Source organism: Methylocystis sp. (genome assembly GCF_051061225.1).
Taxonomy (GTDB): domain Bacteria; phylum Pseudomonadota; class Alphaproteobacteria; order Rhizobiales; family Beijerinckiaceae; genus Methylocystis.
The window spans coordinates 26,271-43,503 of the sequence record NZ_JBPFEB010000042.1 but is presented as its reverse complement, the minus strand read 5'-3'; the positions used below and the strand labels follow the sequence as shown (position 1 = coordinate 43,503).

General features: G+C 65.8%; 15 protein-coding genes and 1 pseudogene. 10 read left to right on the top strand and 6 right to left on the bottom strand.

The genetic code is table 11. The features are described from left to right. Positions 1 to 99: 99 nt before the first annotated feature. The 3 genes from ACR652_RS08750 to ACR652_RS08740 all read left to right on the top strand — a co-directional run bounded on the left by ACR652_RS08750 (position 100) and on the right by ACR652_RS08740 (position 4,154). Positions 100 to 2,067 carry a beta-galactosidase gene (locus tag ACR652_RS08750; protein WP_434506124.1) on the top strand — a complete coding sequence of 656 codons (1,968 nt, stop codon included), beginning with the start codon at positions 100 to 102 and terminating at the stop codon, positions 2,065 to 2,067. A gap of 72 nt (positions 2,068 to 2,139) precedes the next feature. Beyond that, positions 2,140 to 3,510, top strand: a complete 1,371-nt coding sequence (locus tag ACR652_RS08745) for a glycosyltransferase family 4 protein (protein ID WP_434506123.1) — start codon at positions 2,140 to 2,142, stop codon at positions 3,508 to 3,510. Positions 3,511 to 3,797: 287 nt separating this feature from the next. After that, positions 3,798 to 4,154 (top strand): hypothetical protein, encoded by a 357-nt coding sequence (locus ACR652_RS08740; protein WP_434506122.1) that lies wholly within the window; start codon positions 3,798 to 3,800, stop codon positions 4,152 to 4,154. A 220-nt stretch (positions 4,155 to 4,374) separates the two neighbouring features. Here the strand turns inward: ACR652_RS08740 and ACR652_RS08735 are convergent, their stop codons facing one another. The 3 genes from ACR652_RS08735 to ACR652_RS08725 all read right to left on the bottom strand — a co-directional run bounded on the left by ACR652_RS08735 (position 4,375) and on the right by ACR652_RS08725 (position 6,034). Further along, positions 4,375 to 5,190: an outer membrane protein gene (locus ACR652_RS08735; RefSeq protein WP_434506141.1), complete on the bottom strand. Its 816-nt coding sequence runs from the start codon at positions 5,188 to 5,190 to the stop codon at positions 4,375 to 4,377. Positions 5,191 to 5,428: 238 nt separating this feature from the next. Then, on the bottom strand, positions 5,429 to 5,722 hold the full coding sequence (locus ACR652_RS08730; protein ID WP_434506121.1) for an HdeA/HdeB family chaperone: 294 nt from the start codon (positions 5,720 to 5,722) through the stop codon (positions 5,429 to 5,431). Between the two features lie 15 nt (positions 5,723 to 5,737). Beyond that, positions 5,738 to 6,034, bottom strand: coding sequence for an HdeA/HdeB family chaperone (locus ACR652_RS08725; RefSeq protein ID WP_434506120.1), 297 nt, complete (start codon positions 6,032 to 6,034; stop codon positions 5,738 to 5,740). Between the two features lie 248 nt (positions 6,035 to 6,282). Here ACR652_RS08725 and ACR652_RS08720 point away from each other — a divergent pair, with 248 nt between their 5' ends. After that, positions 6,283 to 7,446: an efflux RND transporter periplasmic adaptor subunit gene (locus tag ACR652_RS08720; RefSeq protein WP_434506119.1), complete on the top strand. Its 1,164-nt coding sequence runs from the start codon at positions 6,283 to 6,285 to the stop codon at positions 7,444 to 7,446. 8 nt (positions 7,447 to 7,454) lie between these two features. Next, positions 7,455 to 10,598, top strand: a complete 3,144-nt coding sequence (locus ACR652_RS08715; RefSeq protein WP_434506118.1) for an efflux RND transporter permease subunit — start codon at positions 7,455 to 7,457, stop codon at positions 10,596 to 10,598. A 9-nt stretch (positions 10,599 to 10,607) separates the two neighbouring features. On the opposite strand, the gene ACR652_RS08710 is transcribed toward ACR652_RS08715, so the two are convergent. After that, positions 10,608 to 11,660: an alginate O-acetyltransferase AlgX-related protein gene (locus tag ACR652_RS08710; RefSeq protein WP_434506117.1), complete on the bottom strand. Its 1,053-nt coding sequence runs from the start codon at positions 11,658 to 11,660 to the stop codon at positions 10,608 to 10,610. Between the two features lie 11 nt (positions 11,661 to 11,671). Between ACR652_RS08710 and ACR652_RS08705 the strand changes: the two genes are divergently transcribed. Further along, on the top strand, positions 11,672 to 11,899 hold the full coding sequence (locus ACR652_RS08705) for a hypothetical protein (protein ID WP_434506116.1): 228 nt from the start codon (positions 11,672 to 11,674) through the stop codon (positions 11,897 to 11,899). Between the two features lie 51 nt (positions 11,900 to 11,950). Here ACR652_RS08705 and ACR652_RS08700 read toward each other — a convergent pair whose 3' ends face one another. Then, the gene (locus ACR652_RS08700; RefSeq protein WP_434506115.1) at positions 11,951 to 12,721 is read right to left on the bottom strand and encodes an ABC transporter permease; all 771 of its coding nucleotides are present in this window, start codon (positions 12,719 to 12,721) and stop codon (positions 11,951 to 11,953) included. A 228-nt stretch (positions 12,722 to 12,949) separates the two neighbouring features. Here ACR652_RS08700 and ACR652_RS08695 point away from each other — a divergent pair. The 3 genes and pseudogenes from ACR652_RS08695 to ACR652_RS08685 all read left to right on the top strand — a co-directional run. After that, positions 12,950 to 13,402, top strand: a pseudogene (locus ACR652_RS08695) (HdeD family acid-resistance protein); the annotation flags it as partial. A gap of 168 nt (positions 13,403 to 13,570) precedes the next feature. Then, positions 13,571 to 14,287 carry an aquaporin Z gene (gene aqpZ, locus ACR652_RS08690; protein WP_434506140.1) on the top strand — a complete coding sequence of 239 codons (717 nt, stop codon included), beginning with the start codon at positions 13,571 to 13,573 and terminating at the stop codon, positions 14,285 to 14,287. A gap of 79 nt (positions 14,288 to 14,366) precedes the next feature. Next, a complete protein-coding gene (locus ACR652_RS08685; protein WP_434506114.1) occupies positions 14,367 to 14,783 on the top strand; it encodes an META domain-containing protein in 417 nt (138 codons plus the stop codon). On the opposite strand, the gene ACR652_RS08680 is transcribed toward ACR652_RS08685, so the two are convergent. Then, the gene (locus tag ACR652_RS08680; protein ID WP_434506113.1) at positions 14,770 to 16,344 is read right to left on the bottom strand and encodes a phytoene desaturase family protein; all 1,575 of its coding nucleotides are present in this window, start codon (positions 16,342 to 16,344) and stop codon (positions 14,770 to 14,772) included. The genes ACR652_RS08685 and ACR652_RS08680 overlap by 14 nt on opposite strands. 119 nt (positions 16,345 to 16,463) lie before the next feature. Here ACR652_RS08680 and msrB point away from each other — a divergent pair, with 119 nt between their 5' ends. Next, entirely contained in the window at positions 16,464 to 16,880 is a 417-nt protein-coding gene (gene msrB, locus ACR652_RS08675) for a peptide-methionine (R)-S-oxide reductase MsrB (RefSeq protein ID WP_434506112.1), read from the top strand. The last annotated feature ends 353 nt before the right edge of the window (positions 16,881 to 17,233 follow it).

The window sequence follows — 17,233 nt, the reverse complement described above, 5'->3', positions numbered from 1 at the left end:
CGCCGACGAAGAAAAGCTGTCATAAAAAGATTGCAGGAAGCGGACGACCGCCCTGGCCCGTGACGCACGGGCCTGTTCCTCACACGTCCGTCGGCTACCATGATCGAACCGAAACTCGCCGTCTGCTATTATCCGGAGCACTGGCCCGAAGACCGCTGGCGCGAGGATGCGCGCCGCATGCGCGAACTCGGCCTCTCCTTCGTTCGCATCGGCGAGTTCGCCTGGTCGCGGCTGGAGCCGGCCGAAGGCGTTTACGATCTGGACTGGCTCCAGCGCGCGATCGAGGTTCTCCACGAGGCGGGGCTCGGCGTCGTGCTCGGCACGCCGACCGCAACGCCGCCGCGATGGCTTGTCGGCAAAATGCCGGACATGCTCGCGCAGGACAAGGAAGGGCGTCCGCGCGCCTTTGGATCGCGCCGCCATTACTGTTTCAGCCATGAAGGCTATACGGGCGAATGCGCGCGTATCGTCACCGTGCTCGCCGAGCGCTTCGGGCGGCATCCGGCGGTCGTCGCCTGGCAGACCGACAATGAATATGGCTGTCACGACACGGTCGAAAGCTACTCGCCGGCGGCGCGCGTCGCTTTCCAGAAATGGTGCGCGCGCAAACACAACGACATTGCGGCGCTCAATCGGGCGTGGGGAAACGTCTTCTGGTCGATGGAGCTTTCCGCTTTCGACGAGATTGGTCTTCCTCATCTGACCGTCACGGAGCCAAATCCCGCGCATGTCCTCGATTTCCGCCGCTTTTCCTCGGATCAGGCAATCGCGTTCAACCGACGGCAGGTCGAGATCATCCGGCGTTTCTCGCCGGGGCGCGCGATCCTGCATAATTTCATGGGAGCCTTCGACGCCTTTGACCATTATGGCCTGTCGAAGGATCTGGATGCGGCGGCCTGGGACAGCTATCCGCTGGGCTTTCTCGAGCGGAGCCGGCGCGACGACGCCTTCAAATCGCGCTACATGCGCGTCGGGGATCCCGACTTTCAGGCGTTCCACCACGACCTCTACCGCGCCTGCGGGCGCGGTCGCTGGTGGGTCATGGAGCAGCAGCCGGGCGCCGTGAACTGGGGCGCCTGGAACCCGGCCCCGGCGCCGGGCGCGGTGCGTCTGTGGACGCACGAGGCCTTCGCCGCCGGCGCGGAGGTCGTCAGCTATTTCCGCTGGCGGCAGGCGCCCTTCGCCCAGGAGCAGATGCACGAGGGGCTTCTTCTCCCCAATTCCGAACCCAATGCGGCCTGCGGGGAGATTGCCCGGGTCATGCGCGATCTCGCGTCTTGCGGCCCGTTTCCGAAAACGTCGCGGGCGGATGTCGCGCTGGTCTTCGATTACGAGAGCGCCTGGGCCTGGGCCATTCAGCCGCAGGGGCGCGACTTCAGCTATTTCGATCTCGTTTTCGACGTCTACCGGGCCTTGCGGCGCGCGGGCGCGTCGATCGACGTCGTGCCGCCCGAACCGGACGCGGTGAAGGACCGCCGGCTGATTCTGGCGCCGGGGCTTTTCGCGCCGCGCGAAAGCTTTGTCGCGGCGCTGGAGACATGCGGCGCCGTCATCCTGCTCGGGCCCCGCGCGGGCTCCAAAACGGTTGATTTCCAAATCCCGCCCGATCTGCCGCCCGGGCCCCTGCGCCGCCTGGTCGACGTCTCCGTCACGCGCGTGGAAAGCCTGCGGCCGGGCGCCGAAGTTGCGATCGGGGACGCGGGCGTCTTCCATCGCTGGCGCGAGTTCCTCAAGCTTGGCGGCGCGGCGGCGGCGGAGCTTCGCGCCGTCGATGGAGAGACGGCGCTCGCCCGTAGCGAAAACGCCTTCTATCTGGCCGGCTGGCCGGATGAGCGGCTGATGGACGCCGTGCTGCGCCGCCTCTTCGAGAGCGCCGGCCTGACAGGGCTTCGATTGCCGGAGGGGCTTCGGATCAGGGACGAGGGCGGCAGGCGGCATTTCTTCAATTACGGACCCGACGCCGCCGATCTCCGCCCCTTTCTGGGCGAGCGGGCGTTTCTGCTCGGCGAGGACATGCTGGAGCCTTGCGGCGTCGCCGTCGCCGAGACGCGGGCGGCGGCCAAATGAGATTGGTCGCCTGAGTGAGATTGCCGGCGCGCGTCGCGCTGTGGGCGCCATGGAGATGTGCTACGGAAAGGCATGGAGAAGAACGACGCGCATGTCATCAGCGCCTATCTGGACGCGGTGGCGCAGGCCGAGCGCGCCTATGATCAACGTGGCGGGCGGCTCGCGAGGCTCCTGCGCCTGCGGGCGAAGGAGCTTTACTGGACGGTGACCCGGCTGTTGCGGCAGGCGGGCGCCCGTCTGTCCCGCCTGGGCATCACGCGGCGCAAAAAGCCGCCGTCATGGAGTCGCGTCGAGGCGCCTGTGGTCAAGACCGCGGCTGGCTTCGCCGGCGGCGCCTTCGCGGGCCGGCAGCGTCTCCTGATCGACATGACGAGCACGCTTCGCTCGGGCAAGAACACAGGAATTCAAAGGGTCGCGCGCGAGATGGGGCGCAACGGATGGGAGATCGGCGCGGCCATTCCCGTCGCGATCCACGATGGCCGGCTTCTCAGCTATTACCGGCGCGAGGATCTTGCCGAGACGATCGATCTCGCCGCGGGCGATGTTTTCGTCATGGCGGACGCGAGCTGGAATCACCTCGACGAATATTTGCCGATTCTCGAGGACGCAAAGGCAAAGGGCGCCCTCTCCGTCGTTTGCCTGTACGACATTCTGCCGCTGCTCTACCCGTCAGCTTTCCCGCCGCATCTGACCCAGCGTTTCGGAGACTGGATGCGACGGGTCGTTCTGACGAGCGATGGCGTGATCGCCGATTCGCGCGCCGCCGCCGACAGTCTGCGCGACTATGTTCTGAAGGAAACCGGCGCCCCGCCGGCGTTTCCGATCGCATCGTGGCGCCTGGGCGCGGATTTCCCGGCCGGAGGCGACACGCCGTCCGCGCGCGCCAGACGCATCGCCGACGGAAGGCCTTTTTTCCTTGGCGTGGGCACGGTGGAGCCGCGCAAAGGTTATCCCGTTGCGCTCGACGCGGTCGAAACACTCTGGGCCGAAGGCGCCGACACAAGCTATGTGATCGTGGGCGGCCGAGGCTGGGGAATGCGCGCCTTCGAGAAGCGGCTGGCCCGGCATCCCGAGTTCGGGAAGCGCCTGTTCTGGCTGGATCGGGCAGGCGACGCCGATCTTGCCCTGCTCTATCGCAGCGCGCGGGCGATGGTTCTGGCCTCCTTCGCCGAAGGGTTCGGTCTGCCCATCGTCGAGGCCGCTCATTACGGAACTCCCGTCATCGCGAGCGACATCGCCGTGTTCCACGAGGCGGCGGGCGAGAGCGCGCACTATTTTCCGGTGCTGGACCGCGACCGCCTCGCCGATCTCATGCGCGGCGCGCTTCTCGAAAAACCGCGCGCGCCTGTCGTCGCGGCTGTGAGCTGGCGTGACTCGGCCACCCAACTTTTCGAACTGGCCCGAGCGTTCCAGGCTCGCGCGCAGGAGCGTTTCCCGGTCTGATCGAATCGGAACGCGGCTCCCGCCCTCCGTTTCGTCAAGCTTTCGTTCGCCGGGTCGGGCTCGGCGTCGTCGAAAGTCTGTGTAAAGCCAAGTTTTACACGCCTGTAAACATGAAACACGAAGTCATGGCGCGACTCTATACACGTAAGCGCCTGTAACCTCGTGTGAAAATTCTCTCGATGCGGTGGTTTTTTTTGCTGCTCCTCCTTTGCCAAGCTTGCTGATGAATTGAAAACATTCATTATTCTCAGGGGTTTAGGCTGGCTTTTATTATGGAGGGATTAACCATGTATGAGAGAAAGTCTTATCCGCTCATCATGCTCGTCACAGTCTTGCTCGCCGCCTCCATTGATGGCGCTGCGGCCGCTCAGCGCTGCCAGGGCGGGTACATTATCGACGACCAGACGGGCCGGCCGGTGACGAGCAAGGCGACCGGGAAACTCATCCGCTGCGATTTCTACAGCCAGGATCTCAGCGACCAGGGGAACGACAAGACAGGACTCGCGCTTTTCGGAGCGGCGCTCGTCGCGGGCGGGACCATCGCCGGCCTCGGCGCGTCAGGGGCTTTCAGCGGCGGTGGAACAACGTCGACGATTCCAGTTTTCCCGACCGCACCTGTCGCCTCTCCGCTCAGCGACCATTAAGCCCGAATGTCGGCGTGACATGCAGGCGCCCCACGCCCGAGAGGCGGAGGGGCGCTTGCGTTTGCGCGAGGGCTTCGAGGCTCCCGCGCCTTTCATCTCGAACAGTCGCGACCTTGCTCTGGAAGCATGCGAGGCGCGAGGCGCGCTTTGCAAAAAAAAAGCCCGGCCACATGGGCCGGGCTCCATCATTCATGCGCCCTGCGCGCAGGCTCCGAGCTCTTTAATAGCTCGCGACGGCCGGAGCGGCGGCGGCGCCCCAGTTGAAGTGATAATTCACGCCGGCGCGCACGGTGTTGAACTGCGGGTGGTGGTGATAGCCGGCGCTAAAGCCCCACGCGCCCGTGTTGCCGCCGCTGCTGAGATCGGTGAACAGATATTCGCCCTTGGCGGACCAGTTCGGCAGGAACATCCATTCGACGCCGCCGCCCGCGGTCCAGCCGGTGCGGGTGCTGCTGAAGTTGGAGTAGCCGCCCGAGACGCCGCCATAGGCGAAGCCCGCCGTGCCGTAGAGGAGCAGGGTGGGCGTGAACAGGAAGCCGGCGCGGCCGCGCACGGTGCCGAACCAGTTCAGCGCGATGCCCGGGTTCCCGGCGGGCGAGAGCGGAATCAGGAACGAGCCCGGCAGAACCGGATCGGGATAGAGAATCGTGTTCGAATTGCCGCCCGAGCGCATGCTCGTGCCCTGAATATCGGTCTCGACGCCCACGACGAAGCTCGGGCCGATCTGGAAATTGTAGCCGATCTGGCCGCCGCCCACGACGCCGCCGGCGTTGCTGCCGCCCTGCGTGTTGCCCGGCAGGAAGTAGAGATTGCCCGCGACGTCCGAATAGGGCGTCAGGCTGGCCGCATTGACCTTGTTGGCCGTCCAGCCGCCGCCGAGATTGAGGCCCGCGTAAAAGCCGGTCCACAGCGGCGGCGGGGGCGGCGGGGGCATGTAGGCGGGAGCCGCCTTGCGGGACGGGAGGTCGGCCGCGACCGCTGCGCCGACGCTCAGCGCGGCAAAAGAAGCCGCCGCGAGAAGACCGATTTTTTTCATCATGGGATCCTTACGCTCTTACTTCCGGGCAGGACGCTCTGGACACCGAAAGCTCCTGGATACCTTGCGTTATCCAAAGCCGCCCGTCGAACCAAAAACCCGGACAGGGTGAACAAAGCGTCAATTTGAATCAAATTTGATGAAAATTGCGAAAGAACTTCGACAATGGCGTGTTGGGCCTCGTCCTGTCGGACGCGCGACGCGCGACGTTCAGGACGAGGCCCTCGCGTTTTTATGATCAGCGGGCGTTCTTCTGAATGGCGTCCATCAGCGGCGCCTTCGGCATCTTCTTGCAGTATTTCGCGATCTTGTCGGTGTTGCGCTTGACGTAGCGCGATTCGACCACCGTGAGATTCTTCGCCGACATCCAGTAGCCGCGCATCCAGTTGCCGATGAAGTTCTGCGTGTCGGCGTCGTAGCCGGAGAAATCCTTGCAGGTGATTTGCGACATTTCGATCGAGACCTGCGCCGAGGCCGGAGCGGCGATCATGAAAGCGCCGGCGACGCCGGCAAGAATGAGATTGCGGATCATGTTGTGCCGTCCCTCTTACTTCTTCTCGGTCGCGCGCTCGAGGCCCACCATCACCGACTCGCCCTTGTTGGATTTGCACCAGTCGAGAACGCTGGCCGTGTTCTTCTGGAACAGGGTCATGTCGATGAAGGTGCGGCCGGCGCGCTGCGAGAAGAAGCCGCTCATGAAGGCGGCGAAATCGGCCTGGTCGTCCGGCGACATGGCGAGCACCTCGCCGCAGGTGATCTTGGACATGTCGATGTTGACCTGCGCCTGCGACAGCGAAGGCGTGAGCGCGCCGGCAAGCGCCAGCGCGGCGAGCATTTTTTTCATCAGCTCTCCTCCAAAGAAATCTGCGAATGCATTCCTGCGCGGCGGCGCGGCGCGGTTTCCCAGCCGAGCCTCCGGGCGCGGGACAATGGCACAGATATTGGATAAGTCCAAGCCAGCCTAGGCTTTTCCTGATCGGCCCGGCGGGCGCGCCCATATTGGGGGGGCTGCTGTGGACGAGGCTGAGAGACTATCTTAAGTTCGCGCGCGTCGCGCCTCGGCGCCATTTCTCCTCGCAGGCAGGTCAGCTCATGGATTGGTCGCGGGTTCGCGCAGCGCCGCGCCTTGTTTGGATTGGTCTGGGTCTTTTTGCCGTTGTCGCCGTTGCCGCTGTCCGTTTCGGCGCCAGCGCGCAGGTGGACGCGCCGCCGCCGCCGCTCCCCAGCGTCACCGCCGCGCATCCGCTTGCCCAGACGGTTCCGCGCTGGGACGAATTCACCGGGCGGCTCGTCGCCATGCAGCGCGTCGAGGTGCGGCCGCGCGTCTCCGGCGCGGTTGACAAGATCCATTTCGGCGACGGCCAGATCGTCAAGGCTGGAGACCTCCTCTTCACGATCGATCCGAGGCCCTATCAGATCGCCGTGGACAGCGCGCGCGCCGACGTCGCGCGCATGCAGGCGCAGACCGCCATGCTGTCGAAGGACGTTGTGCGCGGCGAGTCGCTTGTGGGCGGCGGCGCCATCACGCGGCGCGATCTCGACCAGCGGCGCGGAGGCTCCGATTCGGCCCGCGCGCAACTCATGGGCGCGGAGGCGGCGCTGCGCAACGCCGAGCTCAACCTTGAATGGACGCAGGTGCGCGCCCCGATCGCCGGCCGCGTGTCCGATCGCAGGATCGACGTCGGCAATCTCGTGCAGGCCGGCGCGACGCTGCTGACGACGATCGTGGCGCTCGATCCGATCTACTTCGAATTCGACATGTCGGAATCCGATTTCCTGCATTACGCCCGCAACGGCGCGGGCCATCAGAAGGCCGGGCAGACCCCCGCCTTCGTGCGTCTCGCGGACGAGACCGACTGGACGCGCAAGGGCGTGATCGACTTCCTCGACAATGCGCTCAACATTCATTCCGGGACGATCCGTGCGCGCGCCCTGCTGTCCAACAAGGATTTCTTCCTGACGCCCGGCGCCTTTGGCCGCGTGCGCGTCAATGGCGGAGACATTGCGGCGCTGCTCATCCCGGACGCGTCCGTCTCATCCGACCAGACGAGCAAGGTGGTCATGGTCGTGACGCCCGACCACAAGGTGGCGGCGAAGCCCGTCACGCTCGGCCCCCTGCACAAGGGGCTTCGCGTCGTCCTGTCCGGTCTGGACCGCGACGATCTGGTGATCACCGCCGGCCTCGCCAATCCGATGGTGCGGCCCGGCGCCGTCGTCGCGCCGGTCGACGGCGTGATCGCGCCCCTGGCCAATTGAGCGAGCTGATGCGCTTCCCGCACTTCTTCATCGAACGGCCGATCTTCGCCGCCGTCCTGTCCGTGCTGCTCACGATCGCGGGTCTGATCACCCAGCGCACGCTGCCGGTTTCGGAATATCCCGACATCGCCCCGCCGACGGTCATGATCACGGCGACCTACCCCGGCGCCTCCGCGGAAGTCATCGCCCAGACCGTCGCCTCGCCGATCGAGCAGGAGGTCAATGGCGTCGACGACATGCTCTACATCTCGTCGCAATCGACCGGCGACGGGCTCTTGACCATCAATGTCGTGTTCAAGACCGGCGTCAATATCGATCTCGCGCAGGTGCTGGTGCAAAACCGCGTGGCCATCGCCACGCCGCGTCTGCCGGAAGAGGTGCAGCGGTTCGGCGTCGTCGTCAAGAAAGCCTCGCCCGATCTGATGATGGTCGTCCATCTGCGCTCGCCGGACGGCTCCCGCACCCAGCAGTATATTTCCAATTACGCGACGCTCTATGTGCGCGACGTGCTCGCCCGGCTCGAGGGCGTCGGCGATGTGCGCGTCTTCGGCGCGCGCGACTATTCCATGCGCGTCTGGCTCGATCCCGACAGGATCGCCGCGCGCGGCATGACGGCGGGCGAGGTCGTCATGGCGCTGCGCGCCGCCAATCTCCAGGTCGCCGCGGGCGCGATCAACCAGCCTCCGGCCGCCTCGCCCGGCGCCTTCCAGCTCTCGGTGCGCACGCTCGGCCGGCTCTCCGAACCCGAGCAATTCGCCGATATCGTGCTGCGCTCCGACGCGGATGGGCAGGTGCGGCTGCGGGACGTGGCGCGCGTCGAAATCGGCGCCCAGGATTACACGGTCAACGCCTATCTGGACAAAAACCCCGCCACCGCCATCGCGATCTTCCAGAAGCCGGGCTCCAATGCGCTCGCCACCTCGGAGGCGGTCGAAGACGCGATGCGGGAGCTGAAGAAGCAGTTCCCGGCGGGCATCGATTATTCGATCGTCTACAACCCCACGGAATTCATCCAGCAGTCGGTCGATCAGGTGGTGCGCACGCTCGTCGAGGCGATCCTGCTCGTCGTCGTCGTGGTCATTTTGTTCCTGCAAACCTGGCGCGCCGCCATCATTCCGGTCGTGGCGATTCCGGTCTCGCTCATCGGCAGCTTTCTGGTGATGAAGCTGCTGGGGCTCACCTTCAACACGCTGTCGCTCTTTGGTCTGGTGCTCGCCATCGGCATCGTGGTCGACGACGCCATTGTCGTGGTCGAGAACGTGGAGCGCTATCTCGACCATGGCATGACTCCGAAGGAAGCGGCGCATAAGACAATGGACGAGGTCGGCGGCGCGCTGATCGCGATCGCGCTCGTGCTCTGCGCCGTCTTCGTGCCGGTGGCCTATATCACCGGCCTGCAGGGCGCCTTCTACAAGCAGTTCGCCATCACCATCGCCTCGGCGACGCTGATCTCCGCTTTCGTCTCCCTGACCCTGTCGCCGGCGCTCGCCGCGATTCTCCTCAAGCCCAGAAGCGAGGAGAGGAAGGAGCCGGAAGGCCGGCTGATGACGCTGGTCCACGCCTTCTTCGCGCGCTTCAACCATCTCTTCGACGACCTGTCGTCGCGCTATGGCGCGCTGACGGCGCGGCTGGTGCGCGTCGGGCTGGTCTCGCTCGTGGCCTATGGAGCGCTGATCGGCGTCGCGGTGGAGCTGCTGCGCCGCACGCCCACGAGCCTCGTGCCGACGCTCGATCGCGGCTATCTCATCGCCGCCTTCCAGTTGCCGCCGGGCGCCTCGCTCGATCGCACGGACGCCGTGATGCGGCAGGCGAGCGACATCATCCTGTCGCGGCCCGGCGTGGCGGCGAGCGTCGTCTTCACCGGCTTCGACGGGGCCACCTTCACCAATGCGCCGAACGCCGGCGTCATCTTCGTCACGCTCAAGCCCTTCGCCGAGCGTCACGGACACGCGCTCAGCGCCATCGCCATTCGCGACGATCTGCGCGCGGCGCTCGCGCCGATCAAGGAGGCCTTCGTCTTCGTTCTCGAGCCGCCGGCCGTGCCGGGCATCGGCACCGGCGGCGGCCTCAAGGGCTATGTGCAGGATCGCGGCGGCATGGGGCTCGCCGCGCTCGAGGGCGCGACATGGGGAGTCGCCGGCCCCGCCATGCACATGCCGGGGGTGGCGCAGGCGTTCACCTTGTTCAACACGCGCACGCCGCAAATTTTCGCCGACATCGACCGCACCAAGGCCGAGATGATCGGCGTGCCGATCTCACGCGTCTTCGAGACCATGTCGGTCTATCTCGGCTCGGTCTTCGTCAACGACTTCAACATTCTCGGTCGCACCTATCGCGTGATGGCGCAGGCGGACAATCCGCACCGGCTGACGCTGCGCGATCTCTCCGAGCTCAAGACGCGCAGCGCCACGGGCGAAATGACGCCGCTCGGCGCCATCGCGAGCTTCCGCGACACGACGGGACCTTTCCGCGTGCCGCGCTACAACCTCTATCCGGCCGCCGAGCTGCAGGTGAATCTTGCTCCCGGCATGTCCTCCGGGCAGGGGATTGCGATGATCGAGGGGCTTGCCCGGCAGATGCTGCCGCCGGGCTTCGGCTTCGAATGGACCGAGATCGCGCTTCAGGAAAAGCTCGCGGGCAACACCGCCGCGCTGGCGTTCGGACTCGCGGTGGTCTTCGTCTTTCTGCTGCTCGCGGCGCTTTACGAAAGCCTCGTTCTGCCGCTCGCCGTCATTCTCATCGTGCCCATGTGCGTGCTGGCGGCGATGAGCGGGGTCACGCTGCGCGGATTCGACCGGAACATTCTGGTGGAGATCGGCCTCGTCGTCCTCATCGGCCTCGCCGCGAAAAACGCGATCCTGATCGTGGAGTTCGCGCGCCAGGGCGAGGACGAGGGCAAGGACCGGTTCACCGCCGCGATCGAGGCGGCGCGCACGCGTCTGCGTCCGATCTTGATGACCTCGCTCGCCTTCATCCTCGGCGTGCTGCCGCTCGTCGTGTCCCATGGCGCGGGCGCGGAGATGCGGCAGTCGCTCGGCGTCGCCGTGTTCAGCGGCATGATCGGCGTGACGCTGTTCGGACTGATCTTCACGCCGATCTTTTACGTGCTGTCGCGGGCGCTCGCCTTGCGGGCGCGCGGGCGGTCGCATTGATCGGCGCCGCTACGTCGAGACGCCCGGAGCGGAGCGCCGTTCCCGCAGCCAGCGTTCGAAGCCTCGGCGTCGGGCCAGAAGGCGCTGGCGCCACTCGGTCCGGCGCAGGCTGAAATTCGCCGCCGGCGGCGCGGACATGAAACGCTCGGCCATCTCGGTGACGAGAATATCCGGCTTGCGGCGCGTCACCATCCGCCAGTCGACATTCGCCGACCAGACGAATTCGAGCTCGGTCACCGTCTCGGCGAGCAGCGCCGTGAGCCGGTGGGGGCTGGCCGCGCAGAAGGAATCGCCAAACAGCATCAGTCTGCACGTGTTGGGCGCCCCCGGGTTTTCGAATCGCGCATGACAGCCGACATGGATTTCCCCGCCAAGGCTCGGGGTCTCCAGCAGGCGCAGCACGGCGTTTTCGTAAATGCGGGACGCGTCGCGCAGCCAGCGCGGTTCGCGGATCGTTTCCCACGCCGGGGGATCGAGCCTGGCGCCGAGATCCATGAGCCGGCCGCCCTCGGTGACGGGGCGGGAGTCGAGCTCTTCATTGGGCGCCAGATCGAGCGCGGCGCAGAGCGCGTCATAGGCGAGGCGACAGCCCGCCGGCGTCCAATGCGTGTCGGTGCGCCAATAGAGATCGGCGGCGTCGCGCCGGGCGCGCATCGTGCCGATGAGATCGACATGGCGCACAGCGCCGCGATGCTGCGTCAGCATTTCGGACAGCCTTCGCGCGGGAGCGAGCGCCGGGTCGACAAGGCCGGCCGCCTGGCTGTCCCCATAGATCGTCAGCTTGTCCGGGACGACGAGATGGGCGTAGCGGACGCCCAGCGCGTCGCAGCGCGCCTGTCTGTCGATGAGTTCGTCGCGCCAGCGGGCGAGCGCGGCGTCAGGCAGATTGCCGCCCTCGCGCTGGTAGAGCGTCGTGACATAGTTGGAGCCGCCGGTCAGAAACAGCCATCCGTCGCGGCCTTCGTAGACAAGCGGCGATTGCGGCGGCGCCAGCCTCCCGCGCGCGCATGACGGATTGCGCGCGGGCGGCCATGCGCGCCATAATCCGGGGAGGCGGGACATGCGGGGGAACAATGGCGGAAAGCGAGCCAATCGAGGTCGAAGCCTTTTATCGCTACGGCCACAAGGGACGCGAGATGGTCGCCATACGCGCGCCCATCGCCATGGCCGACGCGTCCGACTTCATTGGGCGGATCGTGCGCCTCGGCGACGGCGCCCATGCCGTGCGCGCCGTGGCGCGGCAGGGCTCGGGGCCGATACGGAAAGGCGAGCCCATGGGCATAGACATCGGCGCCCTCTGACTCACGACAGGATCTTGCCGCGCAGGAAGCGCTCGCCGATCAGACCCAGCGTCAGAGCCGTCGCCGCGACGCCGATGACCAGCGCGGGTTGATCGTCTCGACCTCATAACTCGTGTAATAGGCCGAGCGCAGCCATTCGACGAGCTGCAGAATGGGATTGTAGACTGCATATTCCCGCACATCCTCGGGCATGCTCCAGATCGGAAAATACACGCCGGCGCTCAGATAGAGGCCGATGACGAGAAACGTGAAGGCCATCTGGTAGAAGCGCCCGAGGATCGCGCTCATCACCAGATTGAAGAAGCCGAGCCCCACGCCCATGAAGATCGCCGCGCCGATCGCCTTCGCCGCTTCGACCGGATCATTCGGCCATATGTCCTTTTCGAGGCTCTGAAGGAAGCATAGGAACACCAGCAGCGCGGCGATGGCGCTCAACAGCTCCAGAATGGCGCGGCTGATCATCAGATGCAGGGGTTGCAGCATCGGGATGCTGAGGAGCTGCCGGTTTTCGGCGATGGCGCCGCACATCTGCCGCGCGGGATACAGGCACAGAAGATAGGGCGCGATTCCCGTCGCCGCGAACAGGGCGGCGCTTTCGCCGACAGGCGCGATCAGCGTCCGAAGATAATAAAAGCCGGTGATGACGCTCATGTGCAGCACCGGCAAGGCGATGCCGAAGAGATATCCGAAGTGATTGCGGCCGCCGTAACGGGTGCGCATGTCCTGCAGCAGGACCACGCCGACCAGACGCGCGGACATGCGCAGTTTGGCGCCGAAATCCTGAGCGCGTCCGAAGTCTGCGTGTGGATCATCGTGCGGCATGGCGCATCATTGCCAAGCTGAAGGCCGAGGTCAACTCCGCGCGACGGGAGGCGCGGCGCGGGGGCGCCACTGTTGCGGTTCTGGCGATTTCACCTATATGACTTGGGCTTTACGCTCTTTGTGGGCGCAAGGATCAGATCATCGGGCGGCTTTCGCCGCGAGTTGCCATTCTGCCGGGCTTACCGCTAAGTTTGCTCAAAGCGCCAACTGGTATTCCGGAGGCCATGCATGACCAGTTTCTCTTTGCCCGATCCCGTTGGTTCGCGCGCCGCCGAGGCGGCGGCGCTGCGTGACAAATGGGGGTTCATGGTCGCCTTCGGCGCTGTCGTGGCGCTGGCGGGTTTCGTGGCGCTTGGCAGCGTCGTCGGATCGACCGTCCTCACCGTGCTGGTCGTCGGCGCGGCGATGGTCGTGAGCGGCGTGGTCGAAATGATCTACGCCGTCGTCGTGCGCTCCTGGAAAAAATTCTTCCTGTGGACGATCATCGGCCTTCTGTATTTCGTCGGCGGCCTCGCCGTCATCCAGAACCCCCTGCTGGCGGCGGGTTTTCTGACGCTGCTCCTCGGCGCGGGCCTCGTCGCCTCGGGGCTGGTGCGCACCTATCTCGCCTTTCAGCTTCCCAACACCGGCCCATGGGCCATGGTGGCGCTGTCGGGCGTTCTCACCCTGGCGCTCGGCGGCGTCATTCTCGTTCAGTGGCCGGTGTCGAGTCTCTGGGTGCTGGGGACCTTTCTCGGCGTCGATCTCATCATCGCCGGCGCGACCTGGATTGGCGTCGGCATGTCGCTCAAGCGTGCGCAGGAGGCGCAGGCTGTTGATTTCAAGGGCAGTGAAAACAGGAGCGTTCATATGCAAGATGGTTATGCGCCGGGTCTCGGCCGCAAGCTTTTCGCCGAATTTCTCGGGACATTCTGGCTCGTCTTTGGCGGCGTCGGCAGCGCGTTGATTTCGGCTGGCTTTCCCCAGCTCGGCATTGGTTTCACCGGCGTCTCGCTCGCCTTCGGTCTGAGCGTGCTCACGGGCGCCTACGCCTTCGGCCCCGTCTCGGGCGGCCATTTCAACCCGGCTGTGTCGCTTGGTCTCGCGATCGCCGGCCGTTTCTCGTGGAAGGAACTCGGGCCCTACTGGATCGCCCAGCTCATCGGCGCGACGGTCGCGGCGTTCGTGCTGCTGAAGATCTGCGAGGGCAACATCGATTTCTCGCTCGCCAATGGTTTCGCGGCCAACGGCTATGAGGATCATTCGCCCAATGGCTATACGTGGCAGTCGGGCTTCCTCATCGAGACCGTGCTGACGGCGTTCTTCCTGCTCGTCATTCTCGGCACGACGGAAGGGCGCGCGCCGGTCGGCTTCGCCCCCATCGCCATCGGCCTCGCCCTGACGCTGATCCACCTCGTCGACATTCCCGTCACCAACGCCTCGGTGAATCCGGCGCGGTCGACCAGCCAGGCGCTCTTCGTCGGCGGCTGGGCGTTGCAGCAGCTCTGGCTGTTCTGGGCGGCGCCGCTGCTGGGCGGTCTGATCGGCGGCCTCGTCCACCGTTTCGCGCTCGCCGACGACGTGTAACGCCGTCGCGCCTCCTTGCCGATGGCGGGTTCGGACTCCCTGTCCGGACCCGCTTTCTTTTTATGAAGGGACGGACATCATGCGCGTTTTGCTGCTCGCCGCTTCTGTCGCCGCTTTCTCCGCCGCGCCCGCTTTTGCGGCGCCCGCGCTTTCGGGAAAATGGCGCATCGTCGCCCTGTCAGGCGCACAGGACCTCGACGCGGCGAAGACGCGCGCGGAATTTGCCGCCAACGGCCGCTTCGCCTCGACGATCGGCTGCAACAGGATCGCGGGAACGCCCGCGATCTCGGACGGGAAGTTGACCTTCGGGCCGATGATGACGACGCGCATGGCCTGCCCGCCGCCGCTCGATGGCGTCGAGCGCCAATATCTCAGCGCTCTCGAGGCCACCCGCGGCTATCGGCTGGAGGGCGGCCGGCTCGTCTTTCTCGACGACGGCGGCCAGCCGCTCGTCACGCTGGCGCGGGAGAAGCCGCGCATCCTCACCCGGCCGTAATCCCTTCCAGCCGCCGCGTCGCGAGCCGCGCGGCTTCCGCCCCCGAGAGCATCGCCCCATTGAACCCATGTTCGCCGCCAAAGGCGGACGCGAGATAGAGCCCGCCGATGGGGGTCGCAGGCGTGCGCGGAAAGCCCATCAGGATCGGCTCGTCCGGGGGCAGGGGGGCAAAGCCATAGACCGCGCCCTCCGGCGTGTTGAGATAGCTCGACATGGAGAAGGCGTTGAGCAGCATGCGCGAGCTGACGAGGCCGGAAAAGCCGGGATAATCTCGCTCCAGCCGCGCTTGAATCGCATCGAGCCAGGCTTCGCGGCGCGAGACGACTTCCTCCTTGGAGAGCCCCGTCCAGTTGTCGAGCCGATCGAGGCCGAGCACGCTCAGCAGAATGGGCGGCTCGTCCCAGAGCCCCGAGTCGACGGCGGTGAAATTGGAGACGGCGTGCAGAGGCAGCTCCTTCCCGGGCATGCCCGCCATCGCCGTCGCTCCGTCGCCATACTGGTCGAAGCGCTTCATGGAGGAGGGCATGGTGATGGTGAGGAAATCGTCGACGCCCACTGTCGCGGGTTTCGCGCTCAGCCCGAAATTGGCCGAGAACAGCGATGTCGACAGCGGCCGGCTTGCGAAGGCCTCGTCCATTTTCGCCCGCGCCGGCGCTGCCATCAGTGAGGCGGCGACGGAGGGCGCGCAATTGGCCATCACCACCCGCGCCGCGATCCGCTCCTCATTGTCGCCCGCGCGACGCGCCACATGGCGGATGGCGATGGCGGCGCCGTCGGCGTCCGTCTCGATCTGCGTGACGAGCCGGCCCATGCGCACCTGTCCGCCGGTGCGGGTGATGCATTTGGCGAGCTTGAGGCTCAACTGCCGCGAGCCGCCCTTGATATAGGCGCCGCCCGAGGCGATGTAGCCGCCCTGCGCCAGCGCATAGTAGATCCACCACAGCTTGCGCGGATCGTCGCCATAATAGAGCAGGTTCGCGCCCAGAGCCGCCTTCAGCCCTTCGGCGCCGGCGAAGTCGCGGGTGAAGATCTCGTCGAGGGAGTTCATCCAGCCGTCGGCGGCGGGCTGCACTTCCCACAGGCCGCGCGAGAATTTGGCGAGCGATCCCTCCTCGCGCGCCTGCTTCATCGTCCACAGCGAGTCGTGAATCTGCTCGACTTCGCCGAGGAAGCGCTTGATCGCCGCGCTCTTGTCGGGAAAGCGCCCGGCGAGGGCGTCATGCGCGGCCTCGAAGCCGACCGGCAATTCGAAGGGCTCGCCGAGCGGCCCGCCCTGCGCCTTGTAGAGAGGCCCCGTCGGCCGCCATTCAATTTCATCCAGAATGCCGAGCTGGCTCAGGATATGATGTTTCACGTCGCGGGGATTGCGCGCGTCGGAGGTCTGGTGCAGGGAGGCCTCGACCCAGAGATCGCCGACCTTGTAGACGGAGGCCGCGCCGCCGATGCTGAAATTGCGCTCCAGCAGGCAGACGCTGTAGCCCGCGTTGGCGAGGAGAGCGCCCGCGGTGAGGCCGCCGAGCCCGGAGCCGATCACCACGGCGTCGAAAGTCTTGTCGCTCATCGAAAGGTCGTCGCCTCTTCCTGCAAAAGCCCCGACAAGGGCGCGGTCTGGCCAAAGCCGGAGTCAGTTCCAACATAACATGGCGCGGCGCAAGGCCGCTGCCCTTGAAGGACGCGTCAATGACAGAAGAAAGCTTCCCGGTCACGCGCACGGACGAGGAATGGCGCGCGCGCCTCACCCGCGAGCAATATGAGGTGATGCGGGGCCACGGTACCGAACGCCCCGGAAGCTGCGCGCTCAACGACGAAAAAAGGCGCGGCGTGTTCGAATGCGCGGGCTGCGGCCAGCCGCTGTTCCGCTCCGGCGAGAAATTTGAGAGCGGCACGGGATGGCCGAGCTTTTTCGATCCGCTGCCGGGCGCGCTCGGATCGAGACGGGATTTCAGCTACGGCATGTCGCGCACCGAGGCGCATTGCAGCCGCTGCGGCTCCCATCTCGGCCACGTCTTTCCGGACGGCCCGCCACCCACCGGCCTGCGCTACTGCATCAATGGCGTCGCGCTGAAGTTCATTCCCGAGAGCGAAGAGGCTCGATAAGGCTTCCTGATCGCGCCATAGAGGCGACGCTGCGACAGGCAGGTGCGACAAAAAAATTTTTTTACCTGCCTGTTTCCTGCGCAACTGGCGCCCCGCTTACCCCCAACCCGGATAGGGTCGGGCAGGGCCCCCCTGACCGCAAGATCACGGACAGGCGATTCCGGCGCCCGCCATCTTGGCCTGACCGGAAATCCTGTAAAGCTGCATTTCACTTGGAAATCTTCTGCGAGGCCGCATCTTCTGTTCCCATCCTTTGGGGTGGGTCTCGGATAGCAGCCTAGCCCCGCTTGAAGAATATGCCGGCGGCGCGGCGGCCATCGTCGCGCGAGCGGGAAGCCTCCGATTGCTGCGCT

Excerpts from the sequence above, each read along its gene's own strand:
- ACR652_RS08745 (WP_434506123.1), top strand. The coding sequence starts at position 2,140 with ATGGAGAAGAACGACGCGCATGTCATCAGCGCCTATCTGGACGCGGTG.
- ACR652_RS08705 (WP_434506116.1), top strand. The coding sequence starts at position 11,672 with ATGGCGGAAAGCGAGCCAATCGAGGTCGAAGCCTTTTATCGCTACGGC.
- ACR652_RS08730 (WP_434506121.1), bottom strand. The coding sequence starts at position 5,722 with ATGATCCGCAATCTCATTCTTGCCGGCGTCGCCGGCGCTTTCATGATC.
- ACR652_RS08720 (WP_434506119.1), top strand. The coding sequence starts at position 6,283 with ATGGATTGGTCGCGGGTTCGCGCAGCGCCGCGCCTTGTTTGGATTGGT.
- ACR652_RS08685 (WP_434506114.1), top strand. The coding sequence starts at position 14,367 with ATGCGCGTTTTGCTGCTCGCCGCTTCTGTCGCCGCTTTCTCCGCCGCG.
- ACR652_RS08750 (WP_434506124.1), top strand. The coding sequence starts at position 100 with ATGATCGAACCGAAACTCGCCGTCTGCTATTATCCGGAGCACTGGCCC.
- ACR652_RS08710 (WP_434506117.1), bottom strand. The coding sequence starts at position 11,660 with ATGTCCCGCCTCCCCGGATTATGGCGCGCATGGCCGCCCGCGCGCAAT.
- ACR652_RS08740 (WP_434506122.1), top strand. The coding sequence starts at position 3,798 with ATGTATGAGAGAAAGTCTTATCCGCTCATCATGCTCGTCACAGTCTTG.
- ACR652_RS08725 (WP_434506120.1), bottom strand. The coding sequence starts at position 6,034 with ATGAAAAAAATGCTCGCCGCGCTGGCGCTTGCCGGCGCGCTCACGCCT.
- ACR652_RS08735 (WP_434506141.1), bottom strand. The coding sequence starts at position 5,190 with ATGAAAAAAATCGGTCTTCTCGCGGCGGCTTCTTTTGCCGCGCTGAGC.
- ACR652_RS08680 (WP_434506113.1), bottom strand. The coding sequence starts at position 16,344 with ATGAGCGACAAGACTTTCGACGCCGTGGTGATCGGCTCCGGGCTCGGC.
- ACR652_RS08715 (WP_434506118.1), top strand. The coding sequence starts at position 7,455 with ATGCGCTTCCCGCACTTCTTCATCGAACGGCCGATCTTCGCCGCCGTC.
- ACR652_RS08700 (WP_434506115.1), bottom strand. The coding sequence starts at position 12,721 with ATGCCGCACGATGATCCACACGCAGACTTCGGACGCGCTCAGGATTTC.
- msrB (WP_434506112.1), top strand. The coding sequence starts at position 16,464 with ATGACAGAAGAAAGCTTCCCGGTCACGCGCACGGACGAGGAATGGCGC.
- aqpZ (WP_434506140.1), top strand. The coding sequence starts at position 13,571 with ATGCAAGATGGTTATGCGCCGGGTCTCGGCCGCAAGCTTTTCGCCGAA.